Genomic DNA, 22685 nt, shown 5'->3' on the forward strand with positions numbered 1-22685 from the left:
ATCGTTAAGTTCGCGGCCACTTCGTGTCTGCGTCCCACTTGACACTCTTCTTGAGTAGCTCTAGGGAATGGAGCCCTTTTGCGTGCGATAGGTCCGCGCCAGACAAGTTGGCGCCATCGAGGGAGGCGCCACCCAGGTCGGCGTTGCTCAGATTGGCGCCGGTCAAATTGGCGCCTGACAGGAAGGCGCCGCGCAGGCTGGCTTCGGTCAGTTCGGCGCCAGACAGATTAGCGTCAAATAGGTAAGAGAAGTCCAGGTTGGTCTGGTACAAGTCAGCGCCGCTCAAGTCTGCGCCGTTCAGGTTTGCGCCTGGGAGGCCAAGCAGTTGGAGATTAGCCCACCTGCCAGGCGAACTTGCCAGTCTTCCGGTCGCATTCGTTGGCCTATTTCGACTGATTACTGTGAGCGCCGCTTGCAGATCCGGGGTTGGCCGTCGCGGTAATGGCTTCGTATACGTGCCGGGGGCATGATTTCGAAGAAATGTGATCAAGACATCAATGTTTGTCTCATGGTATTCGGGAGAGTCCTTGATGATCTTTTCTAGCGCGTAGACCCCACCGATCCGCACATCCAGGCTCTTGTTGCCGAGTTGCTCGACCGCCTTGCTGAACCGGTCGGTAATTTGACCCCTTCGGGCCACGTCGAGTCCCTCCCGGGCGATCCGCTGTTCTTCGCGGGCGGCCTCCAGCGACTGAGCAGTCTGCGAAAGGCCCAGTGCCGTGAAGACTAGGCCCGCGACGATGCCAAGAGACGTGACCACCTGCACTAGCGTAAGGATGACCTGGTGACGTTCGTGTCGTCGGGCATTATGAAGCTCAGCACGTTTGTCAACCGGGAGGGCCTCGAATTCCTCACGGGTGAGTGCACGGGTTACCCGCTCTCTGCGAAACCACGCCATAGCCGTATTGTGTGATCATGCCGTGTGCTTGGCTAGAGGAGAGCCTTGCTTAGCCCGCCCTGATGCTCCTCGGCCATCGAAAGCGCCCTTCGCGGTGATCTGTTCTTCTTGGGATCGGCTCAGCGTAGCCCCGCCCGTGATGGAGGCGCTCGGGGATCGGGGCCCTTCGTGTCAGGAACGTTTCCAGGGCTGGCCGATGCCGCGCTCACTTCGATCGCCGGGCTGCTGGGGCGAGCATGCCCCGCATGGCCGTCTACGCCGCCTCGGCCAGGGCGCTGAAGTCGATCTCGGGCAGGTCGGGGTCGAAGTCGTCGGGGCGCAGTCGCAGCACGTCGGTGGCGTACAGGCTGAACCGGCTGATGTGCGCGGTCAGGTAGGGCGAGAGCTGCGCGACGTCCTCGGCGCTGATCTCCCAGCCCTCGGCAAGGAGTTGGCGCATCACCTCCATCATGTCCAGCGCGGTATGGAAGATCACGCAATTGGCCAGCAAGGAGTTGAATTTGATCATCTTCTCCTGCTCGGCGGGGTCGTTGTCGGCGATGACGCCGTCGTTGCCGAAGCGCAGCCAGCCGGAGAATCCGTTGAACCCCTCGACCTTGTTGGTGACCGCGGTGATGCGCCGCCGCAGCGCGGGGTCAGCGAGGAAGCGCAGCAGCGCCACGGTGCGGACGCTGCGGCCGACCTCCCGGAACGCCTTGTAGATCTCGTTCTTGCGGGAGTGGGAGCCGAGCCGGCGCAGCAGGGTGACGGAGTTGAGCCTGCCCTCGCGGATGGAGATCGCCACCCGCATGAGGTCGGGCCACATCTTCTCCACCAGCTCCCAGTCGATCACGTTGCGGGTGCCGCCCTCACCGCGGAACAGGGCGTCGATGTGGTGGTAGGCGACCTGGTCGGTGTGCTGGAAGAAGGTCAGGTCCTTCCAGTTGCGGATGCGCGGCATCAGATCGAAACCGAACAAATGCGCGAGGGTGAAGACAGGGAAGGACTGGCCCTGGGTATCGGCGTGCACGGTCTTGGGCTGGACCTCGGAGGCGTTGGCGAGCAGGCCGTCGATGATGTAGATCGCTTCCCACGCCCCACATGGAACGAATCGGGAAAACAGCGCAATATAGTTATCCGATACGTAATGGTAGGGAATCCCACCAAAGCCCCCATATCGGATCGAGGTCTCGGCCAGGAGATTGTCGATGTAGGTGTCGACCTGGGTGCCGTCGGTTCCCACGCTGCTGCCATCGCCCCAGGCCTTGACCACGTCCAGCTGGGCGAAGGCGTTGACCACGTCGGTGATCGCCTTGTTCAGCTTGGCGAGGGTGATGTGCCGGTTCCTGGCCAGCGAGATCTCGTGTGCGGTGATCCCCTCGATGTGCCGGGCCGCCTCGGCCGGGCCCATGTTCGATCCGCACGCGAAGGTAGTCAGCACGTAGCGGTCCTGTGGCTTCTTCAGCTTCGGGTCGTGGCCGGAGGCGGGTCCGAAGTGCCGGTGCCAGCCCAGCCAGTAGGCGGTGCGCGAGGTGATCTCGATCAGCGTGCGCTCGGGCATCCGCGCCTTGATCTCCGCGCCCAGCTTGGTCGCGGTGGCGGTGGTGCCGAGCCCGGCCAGCCGCTTGAGGGTCGGGGTGCCGTCCTTGGCGAAACTCAGGTCCTCGTTGTCGGCGTAGCCGGCGTCCAGGTGCTCGGCGGCCTGGCGGTGGCTCTCCTTGAGCTCGGCCACGAACTCAGCCGCACTCGCCGGCAGGCCCGCCTCGGCGCAGTAGGCCGCCAGCAGGGGCCGGCATTCATCGAAGGTCAGCAGGTGCGAGCTCCAGTCGCCGTACTCCGCCGCCCCGTCCACCGCGATGTCTCCGGTGCGTAACTCCTCGGCCAGGGAGGCGAACACCATCGCCTCCTGGCCGCGGATCGTCGACTCCATGCTGTCCAGCGTGGAGAACGCCGGCAACTCCAGCCGGGCCTGAGCCAGCCGCTCCAACGCCACGTTGATCAGGTCCGGTGGGTGGTTCTTCACCCACGCCGCCCGGGTCATCGCCTTGACCGCGATCTTGCGGGCCTTGCCCGGCGCGTACGCCACCCCTTCCCGGCGCCGCACCAGCACCAGCACCCGATGCGACTCGGCGGTGCGCGGCGAGGCGTACGCGGGCGCGATGCCCTCCTTCAGCTCCAGGCACCGCCGGACGTGCTCCACCACCACGGGCGGCACCTCGCGGGCCTTGGCGAAGCGGCCCAGCCGCTGAAAGCACTTGAGCGCGAGCGTCAGCGCCAGCAGGTGCTCATCGGTGTCGGTCTTCTCCCGCGCCCACGCCGACTCCTCCTGCGAGGGAGAGAAGAACAGGTACAGCTCACGCGTCATCATCAACCGCGGGAACACCCGATAGGCGGTCCGCTCCACCGACGTCACCGCACACGCCTCCCGCCGGCCCCGCTCAACAGACGGGACACACCGTAGCGAGACGAATACGCACACAAAGAGGAGGAAGATCACAGCTTCATCAACCTCGCCGCTCAACCCTCCAAGATCATCCCAATGTGGGTTTGGGCTTATGTGGGCTGACCCCTCTTCATCGCCGCGAGAATCGCGGCGCCCTCGGCGTTCGCGCCGAACTCGATCACCTTGGGCAGCAGCTTCAAGAACCCCGACACCGTGGTGTACCGGCCGACCAGCTCAGACCGCCAGTCGTCCGGATCCGCATCAGCGGGCGGGACGCTGTCGTTGACCACCACCAACGCCGCCCGCAACTCCGCCCGGGACACGATCGCCTCGATCGCCTCCCACACCTCCACCACCCGCGGCTCCTCGTCCTCGCCGCCCCACCCATCGGAGTCGAACAGCGCCTCCACCGCGACCGCCAACCGGGCCGAAGCCTTGGCCAGCTTCGGATGCCTGCGGACCGTCTCCTTGTTCGCCGCCGTCTGCGCCTTGTTCAACAGCTCGGTGGCCATCAGCAGCTCCAGCAGCTCCAAGGTGTCATCGACCGACTTGGCCTCCAGGAACCGCACCGTGGCCAGCAACGTCGCCAGCCGGCGGCCGGCACCGTGGCGGCGGAGCTGAGACGCGTCCGCGCTCATCCCGTACTTGGCCAACTCCGCCAACCTGCGCGGAGGCACCAGCGCTTCGGCGCCGAGCTCGGCCGTGCCCAGCCTCACCACCTCCGCGACCTGGTCCAGAGCCTTGATCATCGTCGGCCCCGACCCGCGCGGAGCCGGGCCCTTGCGCCACCGCTCCAGGTCCGACACCCGCGACCCGGGCGCCACCTCCAGGAGCTGATCCAGCACATACCGCTGGCCCACACCCAGCAGCCCCTCCAACACACCCCACAACCGTTTGGTGATGTCGTCGCGGACCTGGGCCACCAGCCGCGCCAGCGTGCTCACGCCCGGAAGCAGCACCTGCCGCTCCCGCAGCGACCCCGCCGCGTCGGTGAAGATCGCCTTCGGGCCATCACCCGTCGTCCACGACCGGGCCGCCACCCACGCCCGCAGCTCCGCCTCGGCCGCAGGGAACTCCTGCAGCCCGTACACCTGCCGGATCTCCCACTGGTGATCCAGCTTCGTCTTGGCCCGCTCGGTATACCTCTTCACCTGCGAGGCGTCAGCCACCCCGAGCTGCTCAGCGACGAAGTCCAGCACCGCCACCGGCACATCAAGCGGATCCTCCAGGAACGTCCCGAGCCAACGCACCGTCACCAGTTGCAAGCTGAACCCGAGCTTCATGTGCTCGCCACGACGGCGATCCACCAGCGCGCGGTCCTCGTCATCGAGGAAGAACACCCGCTCCAGATCCGCCTGCGACACAGTCCCCGCGTACCGGCCAAAGGCCGCCGCCTCATCATCCGTCAGGAACTCAACCGGCATACGCGGCAACGTAGGGCACACCCGCACACGAACGACACAGAGTCACCCAACCGTTACAAGATCCGCCCGCTGTCACGCCCCACCCGCATCCGAACGGCAGACGGCGGTAACTCCGCCTGAACCGGCTCGCTAACGCCGTTTTCCGTTCGGTTGCTGCTCAAGCCCCAACTGCTCACGGATCTGGGCGTAGCCGTGCAGAGTCGCGAATTTGGGCAGTTCCCGGATGCCGGAGCTGGCGCGCGCCCGGCGCAGGGCGAACCTGGCCAGCCGCCCGCAGACCGGGCCCAGACGGGCGGCGAGTTCCTCCACCTCGGCCTCTCCCTCAACGGCGGCCCGCGCGAAGCGCCGATCCGGTCCCTGCTCCGAGTCGCTCACGCGCAGGTAGTTGGCGAGCCTGGCGAAGACCGGGGCCGGGTTCTCCGACCACCGCGATACGCCGACGTCAATCTCGGCCACGGCGCGCCTGCCGTACACCCGGAGAAAGCCGACAGCCTCCTCGAGATCGTCGTAGGCGGCATGGTGAGAGTAGTTCGGGTTTATGAAATTTCAGACCTGCGGGAATATGTGATTGCCTATTTGTCGGATTCCGTGGCGACTTTCGTGAACTGGTGTACGACGTCTCGGATGAAGCGGGTGCGGGTCAGGCCGAGGCGGCGCAGGGCGGTGCCGTGGTCGAGGGCGACGACGGTCAGGGCCCCTGCCATCAGGCACCACCAGGCGGCTACGGTCAGGGTTCGGATCGGGCCCGGCAGCCGGGCGAAGCACTGGCGTAGCCGGTGGCGGTGGAACGGGACGTGGCGTTGCTCGTCGGCGAGGATCAGGGCGGCGACCTCGACGGTCAGCTGGTCGTGGGTACCTTCGTGGAGAGCCTGGTAGTAGCGGAGGGCGATCACCTCCGCGATCATGAGGACCATCAGTTCCACCTGGAGGCCGAGCATGCGCCGCAGCCATACGAACGCGGTGTCGCTCCAGTGGCCGGACAAGGTCGCAACGCCGGCGGCGTTCAGGAGGTGGGCGAGCATCCGGGCGTGGTTGCGCTCTTCGGCCACGAACAGGCGTACCGCGGCCGTGTAGGCGTCGTTCCCGGCGCGGGCGGCCTTGCTGATCAGGTTCGCGCCGTCGCCGTCTTCGCCGACCTGGAAACGTCGCACGCTTTTGAGGATCGCCGGGTCGAGGCGTACGGGCTGGTCCCAGTCGAGGTCGGCGGCTCTTCGCCGTTGATCGGCCGCGGCTTCGAACACGCCGACCCAGGCCGCGAAATCGGAATCGCGCATGGCAGTCACGGTAGGCAAGCCGTGTGCAGCAACCCCTCCTGGCGTGTGGAGGTTTCGCGCGAATCCGGTGTGGGTCAGGTTTGCAGGATGAGGTTCAGGGTCGGGAGCGGGCCGCCGGGGAATTGTTGCAGGCGGCCGCCGGCGGCCAGAGGGCCGAGGTCGATGGCGGCCCAGCCGAGGTGTTGGATGAGGCGGGTAATGCGGGTGTTGGCCCCGGCGTCGTCGCCGGACAGGAAGATCACGCGGCGGCCTGCGGGTGTGCGGGGGTCGGCGCCGAGGACGGCGGGGGTGAGGGTGTTGAAGGCTTTGACCAGGCGGGCGCCGGGGACCAGGTCGGCGACGACCTCGCTGGAGGTCCGGCCGCCCAGGTCGGCGACCTTGAAGTCGGGCGGCCCGAGCGGGTTGGTGGTGTCGATGACGATACGGCCGCCCCAGTCGGCGACGCCGGTCGCCGCCACCGCGGCGGGCAGGCGCCGCCACGGGACGGCGAGGATCACGATGTCCTCGGCGGCGGACTCGGGGACCGACGCCGGTTTCAGGCCCGCTCCCAGCGCGTGGGCCAACTCGTGCAGCGTGTCCGGGCCGCGGCTGTTGCTGATGAGGACCTGCCGGCCGGCGGCGAGGAGGCGGAGGGCGAGGGCCTGGCCGATGGCTCCGGCTCCGATGATTCCGATGGGCATGGCTTGGCTCCCGGCCGTTCAGGTCGTACGCGCGTGGGCCAGGGCCCAAGTGAGGGCCTTGTCGGCAACCTCTTCCCAGCCGTCCTGGCCGAGGGTGTAATGGGTGCGGTCGGGGTAGATTTCGTGCTCGGTGAGCGCGCCGGACTTGTGGTAGCGGCGGACGTTCTCGGCGTTGACGGAGGCGGGGATGACGTGGTCCTGGCCGCCGGAGATGAACAGCAGCGGGGCGCGGTCGCTGTTGTCGAAGTGGACCTTGGTGGCGGCGTGGGGGTTGAAGTTGGCCAGTGCGCCCTCGAACAGGATGTGACCGGCGGCCGGTACGTGGTAGCGCTGGTAGACCTTCAGCGATTCCTCCTCGGTGAGGGAGTTGGTGAAGGCGTAGTGGAACTGGTCGGGGGTGAGCGGGACGGCCCGGTGGCGGTTGGCCGGGTTGCCCAGAACCGGGAAGGTCGAGCGCAGCGTCGCGAGCGGGAGTTTCATGACGCCCTTGACCTGGGCGGAGTCGATGGCCACGCCGGCCGAGCCGAGGCCGCGGTCCAGCAGGACCTGGGTGAAGGTGCCGCCGAAGGAGTGGCCCATGATGATGGGCGGCTCGTCCAGGCTTTTGACGATCTGCTCGTAGTGGTCCAGGACCTTGTCGATGGTGAGGGCGGCGATCGGCGAGGGGTCGGCGTTGAGCTGTTCGACCTCGCCTTCCATGCCGGGCCAGGCGGGCGCGAGGACCTGATGGCCGGCCGTGGCGTAGCGGTCGACCCAGCCTTCCCAGCTGCGCGGTGTCATCCAGAGGCCGTGGATCAAGACGATGGTGCTCATAGGTTCCTCCTCAGATCGGGTCTGAGAAGAGCGTGCTGCTCTGGTGCCTTCGCCCGCATCTGTCATATGACTGTCGCCCTTCATGGAAAACTCGCCTTGAACATCTCGCCTTGAACATGAGGAGGGCCGCTTGATCCTTGTCGGCAGGGACCAGGAGCTCGCCCAGGTCGTGGACGCGCTCTCTTCGGAGGTGTCGGATACGTTGCTGTGCGCCGTGCTCGGCGATCCGGGCATCGGCAAGAGCAGCGTGCTGGCGGCGGTCACGGATCGGGCGACCGGGCAGGGCGTCCGGGTGCTGCGGGCGCGCGGCAGCACCGCCGAGACCGGCCTGCCGTTCGCGGGGCTGCACCAACTGCTGATCCCGGTGCTCGACCGGGCGGACTCGCTGCCTGAGCGGCGGCGGGCGGCGCTGCTCGGCGCGCTCGGCCTGGGCGAGGATGACGCGCCGCCGGACCGGCTCGTGCTGGGCATGGCCGTGCTCACCCTGCTGTCCCAGCTGGCCGACCAGGGCCCGGTCCTGCTGGCGGTCGACGACCTGCAGTGGATCGATCTGGCCAGCCGGTCGCTGCTGGCCTTCCTCGCCCGGCGGCTGGAGGGCGAGCTCATCGGGCTGCTCGTCGCGGCCCGCGGCGACCGGCTGCCCGAGGAGTTCGACGGCGTGCTGCCGGTCGTGCGGCTGGAACCGCTGCCCGCACGGGAGGCGCGACTGCTGCTCGACAGCAGGCCGCACCCGCCGGCCGGGGCGGTCCGCGAGCTGATCCTCACCGAGGCCGAAGGCAACCCGCTGGCGTTGGTCGAGCTGGCCAGGGCGCTGCACGGCCGGGAACCGCTTTCCTACGCCAATACCGTTCCGGTCACCGAGCTGCTGGAACGAACCTTCGCCGCCCAGGTGCCGCACCTGCCCGCGGCGACCCGGGACGCCCTGCTCGTGGCCGCCGCCGCCGACACCACCGACCTTGCCGCGGTGCACTCGGCGCTTCCCGGCGACAGCGACCCGGAGGTGTGGCTGCCCGCCGAGCAGGCGGGGCTGATCCGGATCGGCCCCGGCCTGATCGAGTTCCGGCATCCCCTGGTCCGATCGGCGATCTATGGCCGGGCCCCCTACAGCCGGCGCCGCCGCGCGCACCTCGCGCTCGCCGACGCGCTCGCCTGGGACCTGGACCGGCGGGCCTGGCACCTGTCCGCCGCGACCGCGGCCCCCGACGAGAGCGTCGCGGCGGTGGTGGAGGCCGCGGCCGACCGGGCGCTGCGACGCGGCGCGAACACCGAGGCCATCACGGCCTTCGAGCGGGCCGGACAGCTCAGCCCCGATCCCCGCGAGCATGGACGGCGGCTGGGCACCGCCGCCGTCCTGGCGTTCGTCGCCGGCGCCATCACCCGCGCGGAGGAACTCGCCCAGCGGGCCTCCGAGCTCACCGACGATCCCGCCGCCCGGAACTGGACCGCGCAGCTCGCCGGTGTCGCCGGCGCCTTCACGCTGCGGTTGGACCGCGCCTTCCTGCAGGTCATGGCCGACACGCCGGACCCTTCGGAGGATGGCGGGATGCGCCTGCTCACGGTGGCGGCCCATATCGCCTTCAGCTCGGGCAGGGCCGAGCATCGCGAGCAGGTCATCCGGGCGGCCCGGGTGGACCTCATGGGGCCGCTGACCGGCTTCCACCTGTCGGTGCTGGCGATGACCGACCCCTTCCGCGGCGCGCCCGCCATCCGGGCGGCGCTGCCGGGGGTCGTCGCCGCCCTCGATGGCGATCTCGCGGTGCAGCACATGGTCGGGACGCTCGCGAGCCGCGTCGATGAGACCGCCATGGCGATCGGCCTGCTGGAACCCATCGGCGGACCGGAACGGCCGGACGCCACGCTCGTCCAGGGCGGTCTGATCACGGCCGATCTGGGCTGGGCCTACCTGGACGCCGGCCAGTGGTCCCAGGCTCTGGCGTGCGCGGAGCGGCTGGCGTCCACCGAGCACACCACCCTGAGCGGCATCGGCATGCTGGTTCTGGACGCCACGCTGGCGGCACTGCGGGGCGACACCGAGCGGGCCCGGCTCCGCGCCGGCCTTGCCCTGTCAGTCGTCGGTCCCGCCCAGATCGGCACGCTGATCGTACGGACGCATGCGGCGAACGGGATGGCCGCGGTCGCCGACGGCGATCCCCAAGCCGCCTATGAGCACTTCCGCCGTTCCTTCGACGCTGACGGCGAACCCTCGCACTATCTGACCTCCGGCTACCAGATCGGCGACCTTGCCGCCGCAGCGGTCCGTACCGGCAGGGCCGCCCACGCCGGCGACCTGCTGTCCCGGGTGGGTGGCCTGGCCGGTACGGGGGCCTCGGCCCGGCTCCGGCAGATCATGGATCGCGCCGAGGCCCTGCTCGCCGCGCCCGGCGAGACCGAGGAACGGTTCCGTGCCGCGCTCGCCGACCCGGCCGGCGAAAGGTGGCCGTTCGAACGTGCCCAGCTCCGGCTCGACTACGGCGAATGGCTCCGCCGGGCACGCCGCACCAGCGAGGCCCGCGTGCCACTGAGCCGCGCGTTGAAAACCTTCGAGGAACTCGGCGCCGCCCCGTGGGCGGAACGGGCTCGCGCGGAGCTTCGCGCCACCGGTGTCGCGCCCAAGGCGGCCACCCCCGACCGGCTCGCCGGGCTGCCGCCGCGTACGCAGCAGATCCTCCAGCTCGCCGCCCAGGGGCTGACCAACAAGGAGATCGGCGACCGGCTCTTCCTGTCCCACCGGACCGTGGGCAGCCACCTCTACCAGGCATTCCCCAAGCTCGGCGTCACTTCGCGCGCGCAGCTACGCGACCTGCTCGCCCGGACGGTCGACACCATCGGCGGGTGACGAAGGACCCGCGCCGGTCGAACCGGCGCAGCCCCCTGGGTCAGACGGGTCAGTGGGTCGTGGCGGAATTCGAGGAGGGGGTCACCCGGGGTTGCGGAGATCCCCGGTGAAGAATGGCGTCGAAGTCGTCGGACTTGTCATCGGGCGTTTCGTTGGCGAGGATACCGTCGATCAGCGCCTGGTTGGACGCCTTGCCCGCTTCCAGGTCGGCCGTGTACGCCGCGCCGGATTGGGGGCCCTTCCCGTCCTCTCGCCAGGTTTGGTTCGTGCTCTCCCGTCTGCGATTGGCTGAATGTGCCCGGCCGGTGGTACCCGCCCGGGCAGAGGCGGGCGCTATCATGCGGGTCCACTCGAGGAGCTGGTCAGGCCGAAGACTCGGCCGGGGGGCGGAGAAGCGGCAGGGACGCTCAGCGGTCTGTACGGCGACGGCGATGGCGAGCGCGACCAGCTTGTCCAGGGCACCGAGACGGCCCGGAGGAATGGCCCAACACCCGGCCGAGCTCGTGCGGGTGAACTCGACATCGAGGTGGGCGGCCAGATGCGCGGCGCTCGCGCAGGCCGCCCGGCCGCATCCGCTCGGGAACAGGTGGCGCGATGTCCTGCGCCATCTCCGTGTGCCCCTGGTGATCGGCCGCAGCCACCGGTGCGCGAGAATCATCGCCTGCTGGGGTGATGATCCCGGCGTCCGGTGCGCCGATAAATAGTCAAGTCGGCGCGCGAGAAGCGGCTTCGCGCCGGACGTTAGCAGTTCGTAAGAGCAGCGGTGCTTGGTCTGGGTGGGGCCCGGGTGTTGGATCGGAAGCGACCTGCCACCCGAGGAGACTGTCGATGGCCGAGGCTGTGATCTTGCCCCGTGGCGCTCCCGCCACCTTGGCGGCTGTCCGTGTGGCGACGGCTCTGCTGTGGATCCAGAACGCGGGTTGGAAGACGCCGGGGGACGATTTCGGCCGGACCTCATCACCGCGCGGGTTGTTCCTGTTCACCGGTTACGCGGTGGACCATCCGGTGTTCCCACCGTTCGCGTGGCTGGTCGAGCATGTGGTGCTGCCCAACTTCCTGGTCTTCGGCTGGGTCGTGCTGCTGGTGGAAGCCTTGCTAGGGGCGTTCCTGCTGGTCGGTCTCGCCACCCGGCTGTGGGCGCTGGTCGGGATCGGGCAGACCTTGGCGATCACTTTGTCGGTGCTGAACGCGCCGCACGAGTGGCACTGGTCGTACTTCCTGATGATCCTGATACATGTCGTGTTGTTCGCCACCGCGGCGGGCCGCTACTACGGGCTCGACGGCCTGCTGCGTGACTCCTGGCAGAACCGGTGGCTGCGGAGGATGTCGTGAGGCCCCCGGATCGGTTCGCGTTCTGGCTGGGCGTCGCCTCGGTGGTGAGTGCGGTGTTCGTGATCACCAGGGGTGATCCGTGGCAGTTGGTGAAGATGACCGCGGTGACGGCACCGGTCGCGGTGGTCCTCGGCCTGGTGGCCTGCCTGGCCGCGCGCCGGGCTGACCCGTCGTGGCAGGCGGCCATCGGCGCGGCGTACCTGCTGGCGGCCCTGGTGGTGCTGGCCGAGCTAGCCTTCGGCTTCTCGCTGACCGACGGCAGCGCCTCCACCTTCAGCCTGTGGCTCGGCCTGGGCCTCGGCCTTGCAGGGGCCAGCCGTAGCCCCGCAAACCGTACAAAGGAGTGAGATGGACCTGTCCGCCCGCCTCGACCCCGTCCTCGACGTGGCCCGCGCCACCGCCACGCAGGTGGACACGGAAGGAAGCTTCCCCGCCCAGACCGTGGACGCGCTACGCCACTCTGGTCTGTTCGGGCTGACCCTGCCGCCCGAGTCCGGCGGGCTCGGCGGCGGCCCGCAGGACCTGGTGCAGGTGCTCGGCCGCCTGGCGGCCCTCTGCGGATCGGCCGCGATGGTCTACCTGATGCACCTCACCGCCACCATGGCCATCGCCTCGGCGCCCCCGGCGAGCCATCCGGGACTGCTCAAGCGACTGGCCACCGACACCCTGGCCACGCTGGCCTTCAGCGAGAAAGGGTCGCGGTCGCATTTCTGGGCCCCGATCTCGCGATCCCGGCGGGAGAACGGCAAAGTTACCCTGGACTCCGCCAAGAGCTGGGTCACCTCGGCCGGGCACGCCGAGGTGTACGTGGTCTCGACCCTGGCCCCGGACGAGGGCATCGATGTGTACGTCGTGTTCGCCGGCGCTTCCGGAGTGGAGGTGTCCGGGCCTTGGCGCGGGCTGGGCCTGCGCGGCAACGCCTCGGCTCCGATGCGCTTCCAGCTGCCCGTCGCCGACGGTGACCGGATCGGGGAGCCGGGCAGCGGGTTCGCGCTCAAGCTCCAGGCGGTCATGCCGTGGTTCAACCTGGGCAACGCCGCCGTCTCGCTCGGCCTGGCGCAGGCCGCCCTGGACGCGTCCGTCACCCATACCAGCGGATCCAGTTTCCAGCACACCGGAGAGGCACTGGCCGACCTGCCGACCATCCGGGCCCAGCTCGCCCGCGCCGCCCTGGACCTGGAAACCACCCGCGCCTACGTGGAGAAGGCGGCCCGCAGCCTCGCCCAGCCGGACGAGTCGACGATGCTCCACGTGCTGGGGGTCAAGGCGGTGGCCAACGACATGGCATTGCGGGTCACCGATGTCGGGATGCGGGTGTGCGGTGGCGCCGCGTTCTCCGAGCACCTGCAGGTGGAGAGGTTCTTCCGCGACGCCCGCGCGGGCCACGTCATGGCCCCGACCGCCGACGTGCTCTACGACTTCTACGGCAAGGCGATCACCGGACGGGAGCTGTTGTGATGCTGATGGTCGGCGCGGTGGCCTACACCGCCAACGTCGTGCCCATCTGGGAGGGCATCCGCGATTACTTCGACGGACAGATGGACTTCGTGCTGTTCTCCAACTACGGCCGCCAGGTCGACTCCCTCGTCAACGGCACCATCGACATCGCCTGGAACACCAACCTGGCCTGGGTCCGCACTGTCCTGCAGACCGACGGCGCCTGCCGGGCGATCGCCATGCGCGACACCGACCTGACCTTCGCCACCGTCCTGGTCGCCCGCGCGGGCAGCGGCTTCACCGGCCCGCACGACCTGCGAAGGGTCGCCCTGGGCTCCCGCGATTCGGCGCAGGCCGCGATCCTGCCCGTCCACTTCCTGGCCCAAGCCGGGATCACCGGCATCGACTACCTGCGCATCGACAGCGACCTCGGCAAGCACGGTGACACCGGCCGCAGCGAGCTGGACGCCATCCGCGCCGTCCTGGACGACCGGGCCGACGCCGCCGCGATCGGCATCACCACCTGGGAGGCCGTCGGCCGCGGCGAACTCATGCCCGGGGTGCTGGCGGAGATCTGGCGCTCCGAGCCGTACTGCCACTGCAACTTCACCACCCTGCTGCCGCCCGAGCGCACCGACCCCTGGGCCGACCACCTGCTGAAAATGGACTGGGACAACCCCGACCACCGCCGGATCCTGGAGCTGGAAGGGTTGCGCCGCTGGGTCCGGCCCGAGCTGGACGGCTACGCTTCGCTGCTGGAGGCGGTCAAGCAGCAAGATATCTCCGCGCGATGGTGATCCTCGACCTGATCGAGAAGGTCGGCGCCCTCCCCGCGGGCGCGATGGTCACCGTGCCGCTCCAGCCCGGCGAGGCCGAGCTGGTCGCCCGCTGGTGCGACCACACCGGCAACACCCTGGTCGCGGTCGAGGAGGAGACCGCGACCGTACGGCGCGGGCGTACCCCTGACCCGATCGCGGAGCTCCCCGCCGACCGGCGGCCGGGAGCGCGGCTGTGGCTCTACACCAACTTCGACTGCAACCTGGCCTGTGACTACTGCTGCTCGCGCTCCTCCCCACGCACCCCGCGCCGCGCCCTCGGCCTGGATCGGATCCGCCGGATCATCGCCGAGGCCGACGGGGTACGCGAGGTGTTCCTCACCGGCGGCGAGCCGTTCCTCCTGCCCGACCTCGACCAGATCGTCCAAGCGTGCACCGACCGCTTCCCCACCACCCTGCTCACCAACGGCATGCTGATGCACGGCCGCCGCCTGGGCCTGCTGCGCGCCATGCCACGCGACCGGCTCACCCTGCAGATCAGCCTCGACTCGCCCACCCACGAACGGCACGACCGGCACCGAGGCCCGGGCAGCTGGCGGCGAGCGGCGGCAGGCATCCAGACGGCGCTCGGCGAGGGCTTCCGGGTACGGGTCGCCGCCACGATCGCGGCCGGCGAGGAAGACGACGCCATGACCTTCCACACCTACCTCGACCACCTCGGCATTTCAGTGGAAGACCGTATCGTCCGGCCCGCGGCGCTGCGCGGCTTCGCCGACGAAGGCGTCGTGCTCACCGTGGAGAGCCTCCTCCCCGAAGTGACGATCACCGCCGACGGCGTCTACTGGCACCCCGTCGGCGCCGACCACGACGACCAACTCGTCACCCGTGACATCTTCCCCTTCACGGCCGCCCTCGCGGAGGTACGGCGCCGCTTCACCGAACACCGTCGCCATGCCGATGCGGCGGCCCAGACCTTCCCCTGCGCATGAGGCCCCGCCGGACCAGCTAGGCGGCCCACGTGCCGGCGTACCACGCGGGCCAGCGCCTCCCTACTCCGCGTCAGCCAGCAGTCCACGTTCGTGTTCATGAAACCGGACGGTTCCACCGCGAAAGCCTCCGGCCCGCTCGGCCCCGACACGCTGAACGGGCTGGTTTAGAAACTGATCGCCGGATAGCGTCCGGCATGCCGCATCCGAGGACGACGTTGAACGCCGACCTTCCGCTCACGCTGGCTCTCACCGCCGGCTTGGTGGCCGCATTCAACCCGTGCGGGTTCGCCCTGCTGCCCGCCTACCTCACCATGCTCATCGCTGACCAGGGTGCCTCCCGACGCGGTCCGATGCTGTCCACCTCAACGAGTCGGAGGCCATGGGCCTCCTGCTGAGTCTCACGATCGCGGAAAAGATCGGCTCGCCGCTCCTGCTGGAGGACCTGCGATCGATCACCCGCAAGGTCAGTTCAGCGTTCGCCCCGGCCCAGACCCGCCGGATCATGGCGCTGCGCCGCCGCATCCTCGTCGGTGAGCCGGCGTCCGAGCAGGTGCTCGCCTCCTACGATCCGCCATCGCCCCACATGACCCGGCCGCTACTGGACGCCTTCATGCACCAGCGGCTCATCCGAATCACCTACGAGGACCGGCACGGCGCCATCACCGACCGCGACGTCGAAGCGCAGTACCTCTACTACAACGTCCCCGTCTGGTACGCGCTGGCATGGGACCACCTCCGCGACGACGTCCGATTCTTTCGCATCGACCGCATCAGGAACCTCCAGAGCCTTCCCGCCGAGTTCCGACTCCGTCCCGCCGACGCCTTCCTCACTGCCGGCGAGGACGACGCCCGGATCGTGTGACGACTGCGCGAAGCCAGTCCAACAGCTCGCTTCCAGCGGGCGTCAGGCAGTCGTCGGCTCCAACCGCGGCGCAAGGCTCTCCAAGATCTCAGCCGTCACCGGATTCACCTTCTCGTCGGGCTCGATGTAGGGGGCCTTGGTGATCTCGTCGAGGCGGGCTTGGAACAGGGCATAGGTGGAGTGGACGGGGCAGGGCAGGCGACCAGTGCTGTTCGTTCACCTGACTACGAACGGACCTGAATCGACACCTGCCCTAAAACTAGTCTTCTCGGCCCGTGGTGGCCGAGGCGTTGGTGCGGGCTTCGGCGATAAGGTCGTGCCAGCGTTGCTCGTCCGGATCGGGCAGGGCGACCCACTCGCGGAAGACCTTGCCGGCCGGGGCGAACGGGCGGCCGATGCCGTCCTGGATGAGCTGGGTGACGCGCTGCCGTGGCAGCTTGACGATCAGCGCTTGGCCGTGCCGGTCAAGGGAGGCGAAGAAGCGCCCGTCGTGCCGCAGGCACGGCAGTCCCATCATGGTCGAGCGGGTGATCGCGGGATCGGTGAGCATCGGCTCCGCCAGGTCCCAGAACAGCTCTTCAGGCGACACCGGATCCTCCTTTGATGAGTGGTGATGTCCGGTCAGATCCGCGGCGGAGGGCGAACTCATCGCATGGTGTCGGACCCGGTCATTAGGCTCGCTGTCGTGAGCAGCATACGGAAACCGGTACCGCCGGGCGGGCAAGAGCTGATCGGCGCAGCTGCCGGTAGTTTCCTCAGAGGGCAGGTGTCGATTCGCGCCGTGCCTGTTCGTAGTGGGGTGAGCGGCGGGAAGCGCCCGTCCATCACAAGGAGCACCATGATCCGGTACATGTTGTCGGTCCACAGCGTCGAGGGCGAGGTCCGCGACCCGATGACCGAACAGGAGATGCGGCAGTCCCACGAGCGGCTCGGCATCCTGGAGCAGCAGATGCACTCGGCGGGGGTCTGGGTCTTTTCCGGGCGCCTGCACGAACCCGACACCGCCACCGTCGTGCGCCTCTCCGGGGATGAGGTGCTGACCACCGACGGCCCGTTCGCCGAATCGAAGGAACACCTCGGCGGCTTCTACATCATCCAGGCCGACGACCTGGACGCGGCGCTGTCCTGGGCGTCGAAGGTCACCGCGGCCATCAAGACGCCAATCGAGGTCCGCCCGTTCGCCGCGTTCGCCGACGAACCCCAGGTCTTCGACCAACCTCAGGGCTGAGCGTGCCGGTCGTCGATGAGGCTGCGGTCGGCCGGATCTTCCGCGAGGAATCCGGCCGATCGGTGGCCAGCCTGATCCGCCTGTTCGGTGACATCGACGTGGCCGAGGACGCGGTGCAGGAGGCATTCGCCATAGCCCTGCGCAAGTGGCCGGCCCAGGGCCTGCCGCCCAACCCGGGCGGCTGGATCACCACGACCGCCCGCAATCGTGCCCTGGACCGGCTGCGCCGCCGGGCGCGGGAACAAGAATTGCTCGGTGAGGTGGCGGTGCTGGCACCGGGCGCCGACGATTGCGGAATGCCCGAGGAGGCAGGACCTGTGCAGGATGACCGGCTTCGCCTCATGTTCACCTGCTGCCACCCGGCGCTGTCGACCGAGGCGCAGGTGGCGCTCACGCTGCGCCTGCTTGGCGGGCTGTCGACCGAGGAGGTGGCCAGATCCTTCCTGGTGGCGGAACCGGCGATGGCGCAACGCCTCGTGCGCGCCAAACGCAAGATCAAGGCCGCCCGGATCCCGTACCGGGTGCCGGAGGGGAACGAGTTGCCCGCTCGCCTGCGCCCGGTGCTGGCCGTGGTCTATCTGATCTACAACGCCGGGCTGGGCGGTCCGGCCGAGCGGGGTCTGTGCGCCGAGGCGATCCGGCTGGCCCGGCTGCTGGCCGGGCTGATGCCCGATGAGCCGGAGGCGGCCGGCCTGCTGGCGCTGCTGTTGCTGATCGAATCCCGTCGCGCGTCGCGGATACGGCCGGGCGGTTCGCTGGTGCTGCTGGCCGAGCAGGACCGCCGGCGATGGGATCGGGCCTTGATCGAGGAGGGGCAGGCGATCGTCCGCGGGTGCCTGCGCCGCGACCGACCCGGCATGTATCAGCTCCAGGCCGCCATCAGCGCCGTACACGCCGACGCCGCCACGGCCGAGCAGACCGATTGGCCACAGGTCCTGATTTTGTACGACCAGTTGCTCGCGATGGCGCCCACACCGGTCGTGGCGCTTAACCGTGCTATCGCCGTCGGCGAGGTGCGGGGTGCCGCCGCCGCGCTGGCCCTGGTGGAGGAGCTGGACCTGGACGGCTACTACCCGTTCCACGCCACGCGGGCCGATCTGCTCCGGCGGCTGGGCCGCGAGAGCGAGGCCGCCTCCGCCTACGAACGTGCCGCCACCATGGCGCCCACCGGCGCAGAACGGGACTTCCTCAGGCGCGGCGGCCGAGCCTCACAATGAGCGAAGACCCAGCCGCCGAGCTTGAGCCAGGCGGCACCGAACACGGATCTGCGGCCGGCCCATCTGCTCGTCGGTCTAATCCTCGTCGTGGACGGCGGTGATCGCCGCCTGCGGCTGGTGGGGGCGGAGTACCCGCACCACGAGCGCGTCCGAGCCGTCATCGGCTATCAATCGTTAACGGCTGCCAGCCATGTTCTCCCCCTGCTCACGCGGCCGAGGAGGGGATATGGGCGATCAGACCCGCCGCCAGAACCCCGCCGACGACGCCGTCACGCAGCAGCAGCCGTTCGACGTCCGTGACGTCGACCGCGACAACGTGCCCGTTCCAGCCCACCGCCATCGCGAACGCTTCACGCGCATCAAAGAATTCGACCGCCACGATGGTCCCGCTCGGGGTGAGGGCCTGCGTCCCGTTCCGCCCCCGTGGTCGTCACGGCGGAGCTGAAGCAGCGTAAGCGCTGTTCCGGGTTCCACCCGTGTACCGAATTGGACGAAGACCATGTGCCGGTAGAAACCACGGGCACGTTCGTTGAGTTCGTAGACCTCAACGGTGAGCTCGCCGTGAATCAGTGCGGCATGTTCGACCAGCAAACGGCCGATCCCCCTCCCCTGGGATGGCGGATCGACGAACAGTCCACGCTATCCGGGACGGCCCGGCAGCAGTGATCGGCGAACTCGGGCCGATCGAGGCGACGCGGGCATCGCACGGAATTGGTCAACCTGCTGGGCCGGTGAGGGCCGGGCGGCTGAGGCGATCATGCTGCGGGCGCGGCCGATCGAGGAGACCCAGGTCAATCCCGAGGCCGCCGCCCAAGCGCACGACTTCACCGCCTGCAGTGCATGCCGTCGGGACCTGGTGGGTCGCGGTGATGGACGCATCGACCAAGGCGACCGTCCGTCTGCCGAGAGCGACAGCACGCTCAGGAATCCTGAATCATTGACAGGATACTGAACGCGATTTAGCCTGAATCCAGTTCAGTATACTGACTGAAATTCAGAAGGTGCGACGATGAGCGCAGCACCCCAGCCCAGACGAAGACGCACGTTCGAGGATCCCGACCGCACCGCGCGAGCGCGGATCCGAGACGCCGCGATCGAACGCTTCGCCGCGGACGGCGTGGCGGCGACCAACCTGAAAGACATCGCCGCCGACACGGGCGTGTCGACACCGCTCGTCCTTCACCACTTCGGCTCGAAGGAAGGGCTCCGGGTCGCCTGCGATGAACACGTCGCCTCGGTGATCAAGGCGCAGAAGTCCACCGCGATGGCCGCCGGCAAGGGTTTCGACCCGTTCCAGGCGATCCGGGAGGCCTATGACGGCACACCGGTCATCAGGTACCTCGCGAAGACGATCGCGGACGGTTCACCCGCCGTAGACCAGCTGGTCGACGAGATGATCGAGGACTCGCTGGGCTATATGGCCGAAGGAGTCGAGAGCGGCATTCTCACGCCTGCCGAGAACCCCCGGGAGCGGGCCATCGTCCTGTTCCTGTGGCAGATGGGCGCGCTCGTCCTGCACGAGCACGTCAAGCGCCTGCTAGGCATCGACCTGACCGACGACAGCGCCGGTTCCGCGCTCAAGTGGGCGCGGATCAACGCCGAGATCCTCGCCAACGGAGTCATCAACGAGGAGTTCTACGGCAAGTGGCGGGACGTCATGAAGGCCACCGGAGAGCAAACCGAATAACAACCGAACACAAGCTAAGGCACAGACCAGGAAACGACATGACCGAGCGGTTCGACCTCGACCCGTCGAAGAAGGGCCGTACCTACTCCAAGGGCAACCGGCAGAAGGTCGCCATCGTGGCCGCGCTCGCCTCCGACGCCGAACTGCTGCTGCTGGACGAGCCGACGGCCGGCCTCGATCCTTTGATGGAGGTCCTGTTCCAGGACGTCATCGGCGAGGTGAAGGCGGCGGGCCGTACGGTCCTGCTGTCCAACCACATCCTCGCCCAGGTCGAGAAACTCGCGGACACGATCAACATCATCCGGCTGGGCCGGATCGTGCAGTCCGGCACGCTGGTGGAGATGCGACACCTCACCCGTACGACCACCGAAGCCGACACCGCCAGTCCGGTGACCGGCCTCGAGCAGCTGCCCGGCGTGCACGACGCCGAGATCAGCGACGGCCGCGTGCGGTTCGCGGTGGACGGCGAGCACCTCGATGGCGCGGTCAAGCACCTCAGCGGGTTCGGTATCCGCACGCTCACCAGCCATCCGCCGACGCTCGAAGAACTCATGCTCCGGCACTACGGCGACGAGCTCGCCGCCGTAAGCAACGGGAACCACAAAGGGGTCAAGAAATGACCGCGACCGTCACGCCGGCCGTTGGTCACAGGACTGGACTGGCAGGCGGAAGCGCCCTGACCGGAACGGGCGTCCTCCTGCGGTTCAACCTTCGGCGCGACCGCGTTCGTATCCCGGTATGGCTCGCGGCCCTGACGCTCGGAACGATGTGGCCGGCCACCGCCTTCCCGCAGCTGTACAAGACCGCCGCCGAGCGGCAGACCGCGGGCGAGACGATAAACAGTCCAGCCGGGCTCGCGTTCACCGGGCCCGCGCACTACCTGAGTGACTACACCTACGGCTCGATGCTGGGTCACCAGATGCTCGGCTTCATGGTGATCATGGTCGGGATCATGAGCGTCCTGATGGTGGCCCGGCACACCCGGACCGAAGAGCAGACCGGACGGGCCGAACTCGTCCGGGCCGCCGTCGTGGGGCGGCACGCTCAACTCGCCGCGGCGCTGATCCTGACCGTCGCGGTGAACATCGCCCTCGCGCTCCTTTCACGCTGAGCCTGGGTTCGCTCGGGCTCGACGGAGTGACCTGGGACGGGTCGCTGCTCTACGGAGCGGCGCACGCGGCGGCCGGCAAAGGCGGGACGCCTCCCGCGCGCTCACCACGCCGTTCGGGTTCGCCCTCCGGCTGCACCGGGGGATGCTGATCGGATTCGCTGTCGGCATGCTGGTGCTCGGGATGTCCTACGGGCCGTTCCTGGGTGACGTCGAGGAGATGTTGAAGGACGTCGAGATGTTCAAGGAAGCGATGGCTCAGATGGGCGGGGCCACGTTCGTGGACGGCTTCATCATCATGATCATGACGGTGCTCGCGATCGTCGCGGCGATCTACGTGGTGATCACGACGCTGCGGCCACGGTCGGAGGAGAACTCCGGCCGGGCCGAACCAGTGGTGGCGACCGGGCTTTCCCGGACCGGCTGGCTCGCAAGTCACCTGACGGTGGCATTGGTGGGCGGACCGGTGATGATCCTGCTCGCCGGCCTGACGCTCGCCGCGACCGGGGCGCCCACCGTGGACGAGAGCGGTCTGTTCGGGGAGATCATGGCGGCTTCGGCGGCCTACATCCCGGCGCTATGGGTGACGGCCGGCCTCGCGGTCGCTCTGGTGGGGTGGTTGCCGCGGGCGAGCGCGCTGGCCTGGCTGGTCGTGGCGTACGCCGGCGTGGTCGGGTACTTCGGGGCGATCCTGCAGTTCCCCGGCTGGATGCACAACCTGTCGCCGTTCGGCCACATCCCGCGGATCCCGGTCGAGGACTTCAGCTGGACTCCGCTGCTGGTCCTGACCACGATCGCGACCGGACTCATCGCCGTCGGGCTGCACGGCTTCCACCGGCGCGACCTCGAAACCAAGTAGACCTCAACCAAACAAAGCGGTCCTCGGCCTCAAGGAATACACCACGACACTCGAGGACGAGACTTCGCGGAAGTCGGCTGCCAGAACCTGCCACTCGTTACCCATTTACCGGGGCGGGTGGAGGTCAGCAGGGCGATGGGATGTCGTGGCCGACGTCGGCCGGGAGGCTGGCCGAGTCCGACCCGGCCACGCCCGGGCTCATCCACCTGCCCCCGCCGGCGAGGGCGGTGGTGAAGGTGTAAAGCGGGTCGGGACCTGGCTGGTCATCGGCATCACCGCTTCGCTTCCGCTGCAGCTCTTCGCCTACCACGCCGCCGTCGCCTCTGGCCGCGATGTGGACAAACCACGCAATCTGGTTGGATGCGATGGTCACCGGCATCCGCGCTGAGGTCAAACCGGGGTTATGGGTGCAGATCACCGCGATAACCGACAAGGCCGAGGCGTTCCACGGCTTCGCCGACTGGTTGATGTCGGTGGCAAGCTCATCTTCGGCCACAACGACCCCGACCACCAGGAACGAGTGGTGAACTTCAACGAGTTGTCTGCGGGTGGGCAGCGGCCCTCGGAGACGGCCGGGGCGATGGCGATCTACAGCCGGCGGAGAATGTCGGGGAGAAGGAGCGGCGCTGTGTCAGCGCTGTGTGGCCGGAGACTCTGCTGAGTTAGCGGATGGCGGTCAGCTCGATTCCGGTGACCAGGTCGGCGCCGATCGCGATCACGTAGTCCATGTCCCGGGCGATCCATGGCCGCAGCCGCTGCTGGTAGTGGGTGATGGCGGCGGGCTCGCGGATGAGGTAGGCCTCGATCCGATCATCGAACCCGCCGGTCCTCACCGGCGGCACT

The 22685-nt window shown here is 68.6% G+C and carries 27 protein-coding genes; 15 read left to right on the forward strand and 12 right to left on the reverse strand.

Annotation, left to right across the window (positions count from 1 at the left end):
* Nucleotides 1-4 precede the first annotated feature (4 nt).
* The 7 genes from ABGB08_RS33700 to ABGB08_RS33730 all read right to left on the reverse strand — a co-directional run bounded on the left by ABGB08_RS33700 (nucleotide 5) and on the right by ABGB08_RS33730 (nucleotide 7511).
* Entirely contained in the window at nucleotides 5-766 is a 762-nt protein-coding gene (locus ABGB08_RS33700; protein ID WP_347598695.1) for a pentapeptide repeat-containing protein, read from the reverse strand.
* 385 nt (nucleotides 767-1151) lie between these two features.
* Nucleotides 1152-3290, reverse strand: coding sequence for a Tn3 family transposase (locus ABGB08_RS33705; protein WP_347598698.1), 2139 nt, complete (start codon nucleotides 3288-3290; stop codon nucleotides 1152-1154).
* A gap of 140 nt (nucleotides 3291-3430) precedes the next feature.
* A complete protein-coding gene (locus ABGB08_RS33710) occupies nucleotides 3431-4744 on the reverse strand; it encodes a DUF4158 domain-containing protein (RefSeq protein WP_347598701.1) in 1314 nt (437 codons plus the stop codon).
* Between the two features lie 129 nt (nucleotides 4745-4873).
* Nucleotides 4874-5200, reverse strand: a complete 327-nt coding sequence (locus tag ABGB08_RS33715; RefSeq protein ID WP_347598705.1) for a hypothetical protein — start codon at nucleotides 5198-5200, stop codon at nucleotides 4874-4876.
* A gap of 116 nt (nucleotides 5201-5316) precedes the next feature.
* Nucleotides 5317-6018, reverse strand: coding sequence for a ferritin-like domain-containing protein (locus tag ABGB08_RS33720; protein WP_347598708.1), 702 nt, complete (start codon nucleotides 6016-6018; stop codon nucleotides 5317-5319).
* Between the two features lie 74 nt (nucleotides 6019-6092).
* Nucleotides 6093-6698, reverse strand: coding sequence for an NAD(P)-binding domain-containing protein (locus ABGB08_RS33725; RefSeq protein WP_347598711.1), 606 nt, complete (start codon nucleotides 6696-6698; stop codon nucleotides 6093-6095).
* A gap of 18 nt (nucleotides 6699-6716) precedes the next feature.
* Nucleotides 6717-7511: an alpha/beta hydrolase gene (locus ABGB08_RS33730; RefSeq protein ID WP_347598714.1), complete on the reverse strand. Its 795-nt coding sequence runs from the start codon at nucleotides 7509-7511 to the stop codon at nucleotides 6717-6719.
* Nucleotides 7512-7641: 130 nt separating this feature from the next.
* Between ABGB08_RS33730 and ABGB08_RS33735 the strand changes: the two genes are divergently transcribed.
* A complete protein-coding gene (locus ABGB08_RS33735) occupies nucleotides 7642-10347 on the forward strand; it encodes an AAA family ATPase (protein ID WP_347598717.1) in 2706 nt (901 codons plus the stop codon).
* A gap of 49 nt (nucleotides 10348-10396) precedes the next feature.
* Here ABGB08_RS33735 and ABGB08_RS33740 read toward each other — a convergent pair whose 3' ends face one another.
* Nucleotides 10397-11005: a hypothetical protein gene (locus ABGB08_RS33740; protein WP_347598720.1), complete on the reverse strand. Its 609-nt coding sequence runs from the start codon at nucleotides 11003-11005 to the stop codon at nucleotides 10397-10399.
* Between the two features lie 170 nt (nucleotides 11006-11175).
* On the opposite strand from ABGB08_RS33740, the gene ABGB08_RS33745 reads away from it, so the two are divergent.
* From ABGB08_RS33745 to ABGB08_RS33775, 7 genes are all read left to right on the forward strand, one after another.
* Nucleotides 11176-11679 (forward strand): DoxX family protein, encoded by a 504-nt coding sequence (locus ABGB08_RS33745; protein WP_347598723.1) that lies wholly within the window; start codon nucleotides 11176-11178, stop codon nucleotides 11677-11679.
* Nucleotides 11676-12026, forward strand: coding sequence for a hypothetical protein (locus ABGB08_RS33750; protein ID WP_347598726.1), 351 nt, complete (start codon nucleotides 11676-11678; stop codon nucleotides 12024-12026). The genes ABGB08_RS33745 and ABGB08_RS33750 overlap by 4 nt, the downstream gene beginning before the upstream one ends.
* 1 nt (nucleotide 12027) lies before the next feature.
* Entirely contained in the window at nucleotides 12028-13137 is a 1110-nt protein-coding gene (locus ABGB08_RS33755; RefSeq protein WP_347598729.1) for an acyl-CoA dehydrogenase family protein, read from the forward strand.
* Nucleotides 13137-13913: a PhnD/SsuA/transferrin family substrate-binding protein gene (locus tag ABGB08_RS33760; RefSeq protein ID WP_347598895.1), complete on the forward strand. Its 777-nt coding sequence runs from the start codon at nucleotides 13137-13139 to the stop codon at nucleotides 13911-13913. Before ABGB08_RS33755 ends, ABGB08_RS33760 begins: the two co-directional genes overlap by 1 nt.
* On the forward strand, nucleotides 13907-14881 hold the full coding sequence (locus ABGB08_RS33765; protein ID WP_347598732.1) for a radical SAM protein: 975 nt from the start codon (nucleotides 13907-13909) through the stop codon (nucleotides 14879-14881). Before ABGB08_RS33760 ends, ABGB08_RS33765 begins: the two co-directional genes overlap by 7 nt.
* 194 nt (nucleotides 14882-15075) lie before the next feature.
* Nucleotides 15076-15276, forward strand: a complete 201-nt coding sequence (locus ABGB08_RS33770; protein ID WP_347598735.1) for a hypothetical protein — start codon at nucleotides 15076-15078, stop codon at nucleotides 15274-15276.
* Nucleotides 15261-15743: a WYL domain-containing protein gene (locus ABGB08_RS33775; protein WP_347598738.1), complete on the forward strand. Its 483-nt coding sequence runs from the start codon at nucleotides 15261-15263 to the stop codon at nucleotides 15741-15743. Before ABGB08_RS33770 ends, ABGB08_RS33775 begins: the two co-directional genes overlap by 16 nt.
* 259 nt (nucleotides 15744-16002) lie before the next feature.
* Here ABGB08_RS33775 and ABGB08_RS33780 read toward each other — a convergent pair whose 3' ends face one another.
* Entirely contained in the window at nucleotides 16003-16332 is a 330-nt protein-coding gene (locus ABGB08_RS33780) for a hypothetical protein (RefSeq protein WP_347598741.1), read from the reverse strand.
* A 249-nt stretch (nucleotides 16333-16581) separates the two neighbouring features.
* On the opposite strand from ABGB08_RS33780, the gene ABGB08_RS33785 reads away from it, so the two are divergent.
* On the forward strand, nucleotides 16582-16971 hold the full coding sequence (locus ABGB08_RS33785) for a YciI family protein (protein WP_347598744.1): 390 nt from the start codon (nucleotides 16582-16584) through the stop codon (nucleotides 16969-16971).
* A gap of 2 nt (nucleotides 16972-16973) precedes the next feature.
* Nucleotides 16974-18188: a DUF6596 domain-containing protein gene (locus ABGB08_RS33790; RefSeq protein ID WP_347598747.1), complete on the forward strand. Its 1215-nt coding sequence runs from the start codon at nucleotides 16974-16976 to the stop codon at nucleotides 18186-18188.
* 205 nt (nucleotides 18189-18393) lie between these two features.
* Here ABGB08_RS33790 and ABGB08_RS33795 read toward each other — a convergent pair whose 3' ends face one another.
* The gene (locus ABGB08_RS33795; RefSeq protein ID WP_347598904.1) at nucleotides 18394-18567 is read right to left on the reverse strand and encodes a hypothetical protein; all 174 of its coding nucleotides are present in this window, start codon (nucleotides 18565-18567) and stop codon (nucleotides 18394-18396) included.
* A gap of 630 nt (nucleotides 18568-19197) precedes the next feature.
* Here ABGB08_RS33795 and ABGB08_RS33800 point away from each other — a divergent pair.
* The 4 genes from ABGB08_RS33800 (at nucleotide 19198) to ABGB08_RS33815 (ending at nucleotide 21842) form a co-directional block, all read left to right on the forward strand.
* Nucleotides 19198-19875 carry a TetR family transcriptional regulator gene (locus tag ABGB08_RS33800; RefSeq protein ID WP_347598750.1) on the forward strand — a complete coding sequence of 226 codons (678 nt, stop codon included), beginning with the start codon at nucleotides 19198-19200 and terminating at the stop codon, nucleotides 19873-19875.
* A gap of 38 nt (nucleotides 19876-19913) precedes the next feature.
* Entirely contained in the window at nucleotides 19914-20495 is a 582-nt protein-coding gene (locus ABGB08_RS33805; protein ID WP_347598753.1) for an ATP-binding cassette domain-containing protein, read from the forward strand.
* Entirely contained in the window at nucleotides 20492-20986 is a 495-nt protein-coding gene (locus ABGB08_RS33810; RefSeq protein WP_347598756.1) for a hypothetical protein, read from the forward strand. The genes ABGB08_RS33805 and ABGB08_RS33810 overlap by 4 nt, the downstream gene beginning before the upstream one ends.
* A gap of 142 nt (nucleotides 20987-21128) precedes the next feature.
* On the forward strand, nucleotides 21129-21842 hold the full coding sequence (locus ABGB08_RS33815; protein ID WP_347598759.1) for a hypothetical protein: 714 nt from the start codon (nucleotides 21129-21131) through the stop codon (nucleotides 21840-21842).
* 124 nt (nucleotides 21843-21966) lie between these two features.
* On the opposite strand, the gene ABGB08_RS33820 is transcribed toward ABGB08_RS33815, so the two are convergent.
* Nucleotides 21967-22215 carry a hypothetical protein gene (locus ABGB08_RS33820; RefSeq protein WP_347598762.1) on the reverse strand — a complete coding sequence of 83 codons (249 nt, stop codon included), beginning with the start codon at nucleotides 22213-22215 and terminating at the stop codon, nucleotides 21967-21969.
* On the opposite strand from ABGB08_RS33820, the gene ABGB08_RS33825 reads away from it, so the two are divergent.
* Nucleotides 22208-22369: a hypothetical protein gene (locus ABGB08_RS33825; protein WP_347598765.1), complete on the forward strand. Its 162-nt coding sequence runs from the start codon at nucleotides 22208-22210 to the stop codon at nucleotides 22367-22369. The genes ABGB08_RS33820 and ABGB08_RS33825 overlap by 8 nt on opposite strands.
* Before the next feature lie 135 nt (nucleotides 22370-22504).
* Here ABGB08_RS33825 and ABGB08_RS33830 read toward each other — a convergent pair whose 3' ends face one another.
* Nucleotides 22505-22675 carry a hypothetical protein gene (locus ABGB08_RS33830; RefSeq protein WP_347598768.1) on the reverse strand — a complete coding sequence of 57 codons (171 nt, stop codon included), beginning with the start codon at nucleotides 22673-22675 and terminating at the stop codon, nucleotides 22505-22507.
* Between the last annotated feature and the right edge of the window lie 10 nt (nucleotides 22676-22685).

The sequence above is a fragment of the Acrocarpospora sp. B8E8 genome (assembly GCF_039871605.1).
Taxonomy (GTDB): domain Bacteria; phylum Actinomycetota; class Actinomycetes; order Streptosporangiales; family Streptosporangiaceae; genus Acrocarpospora; species Acrocarpospora macrocephala.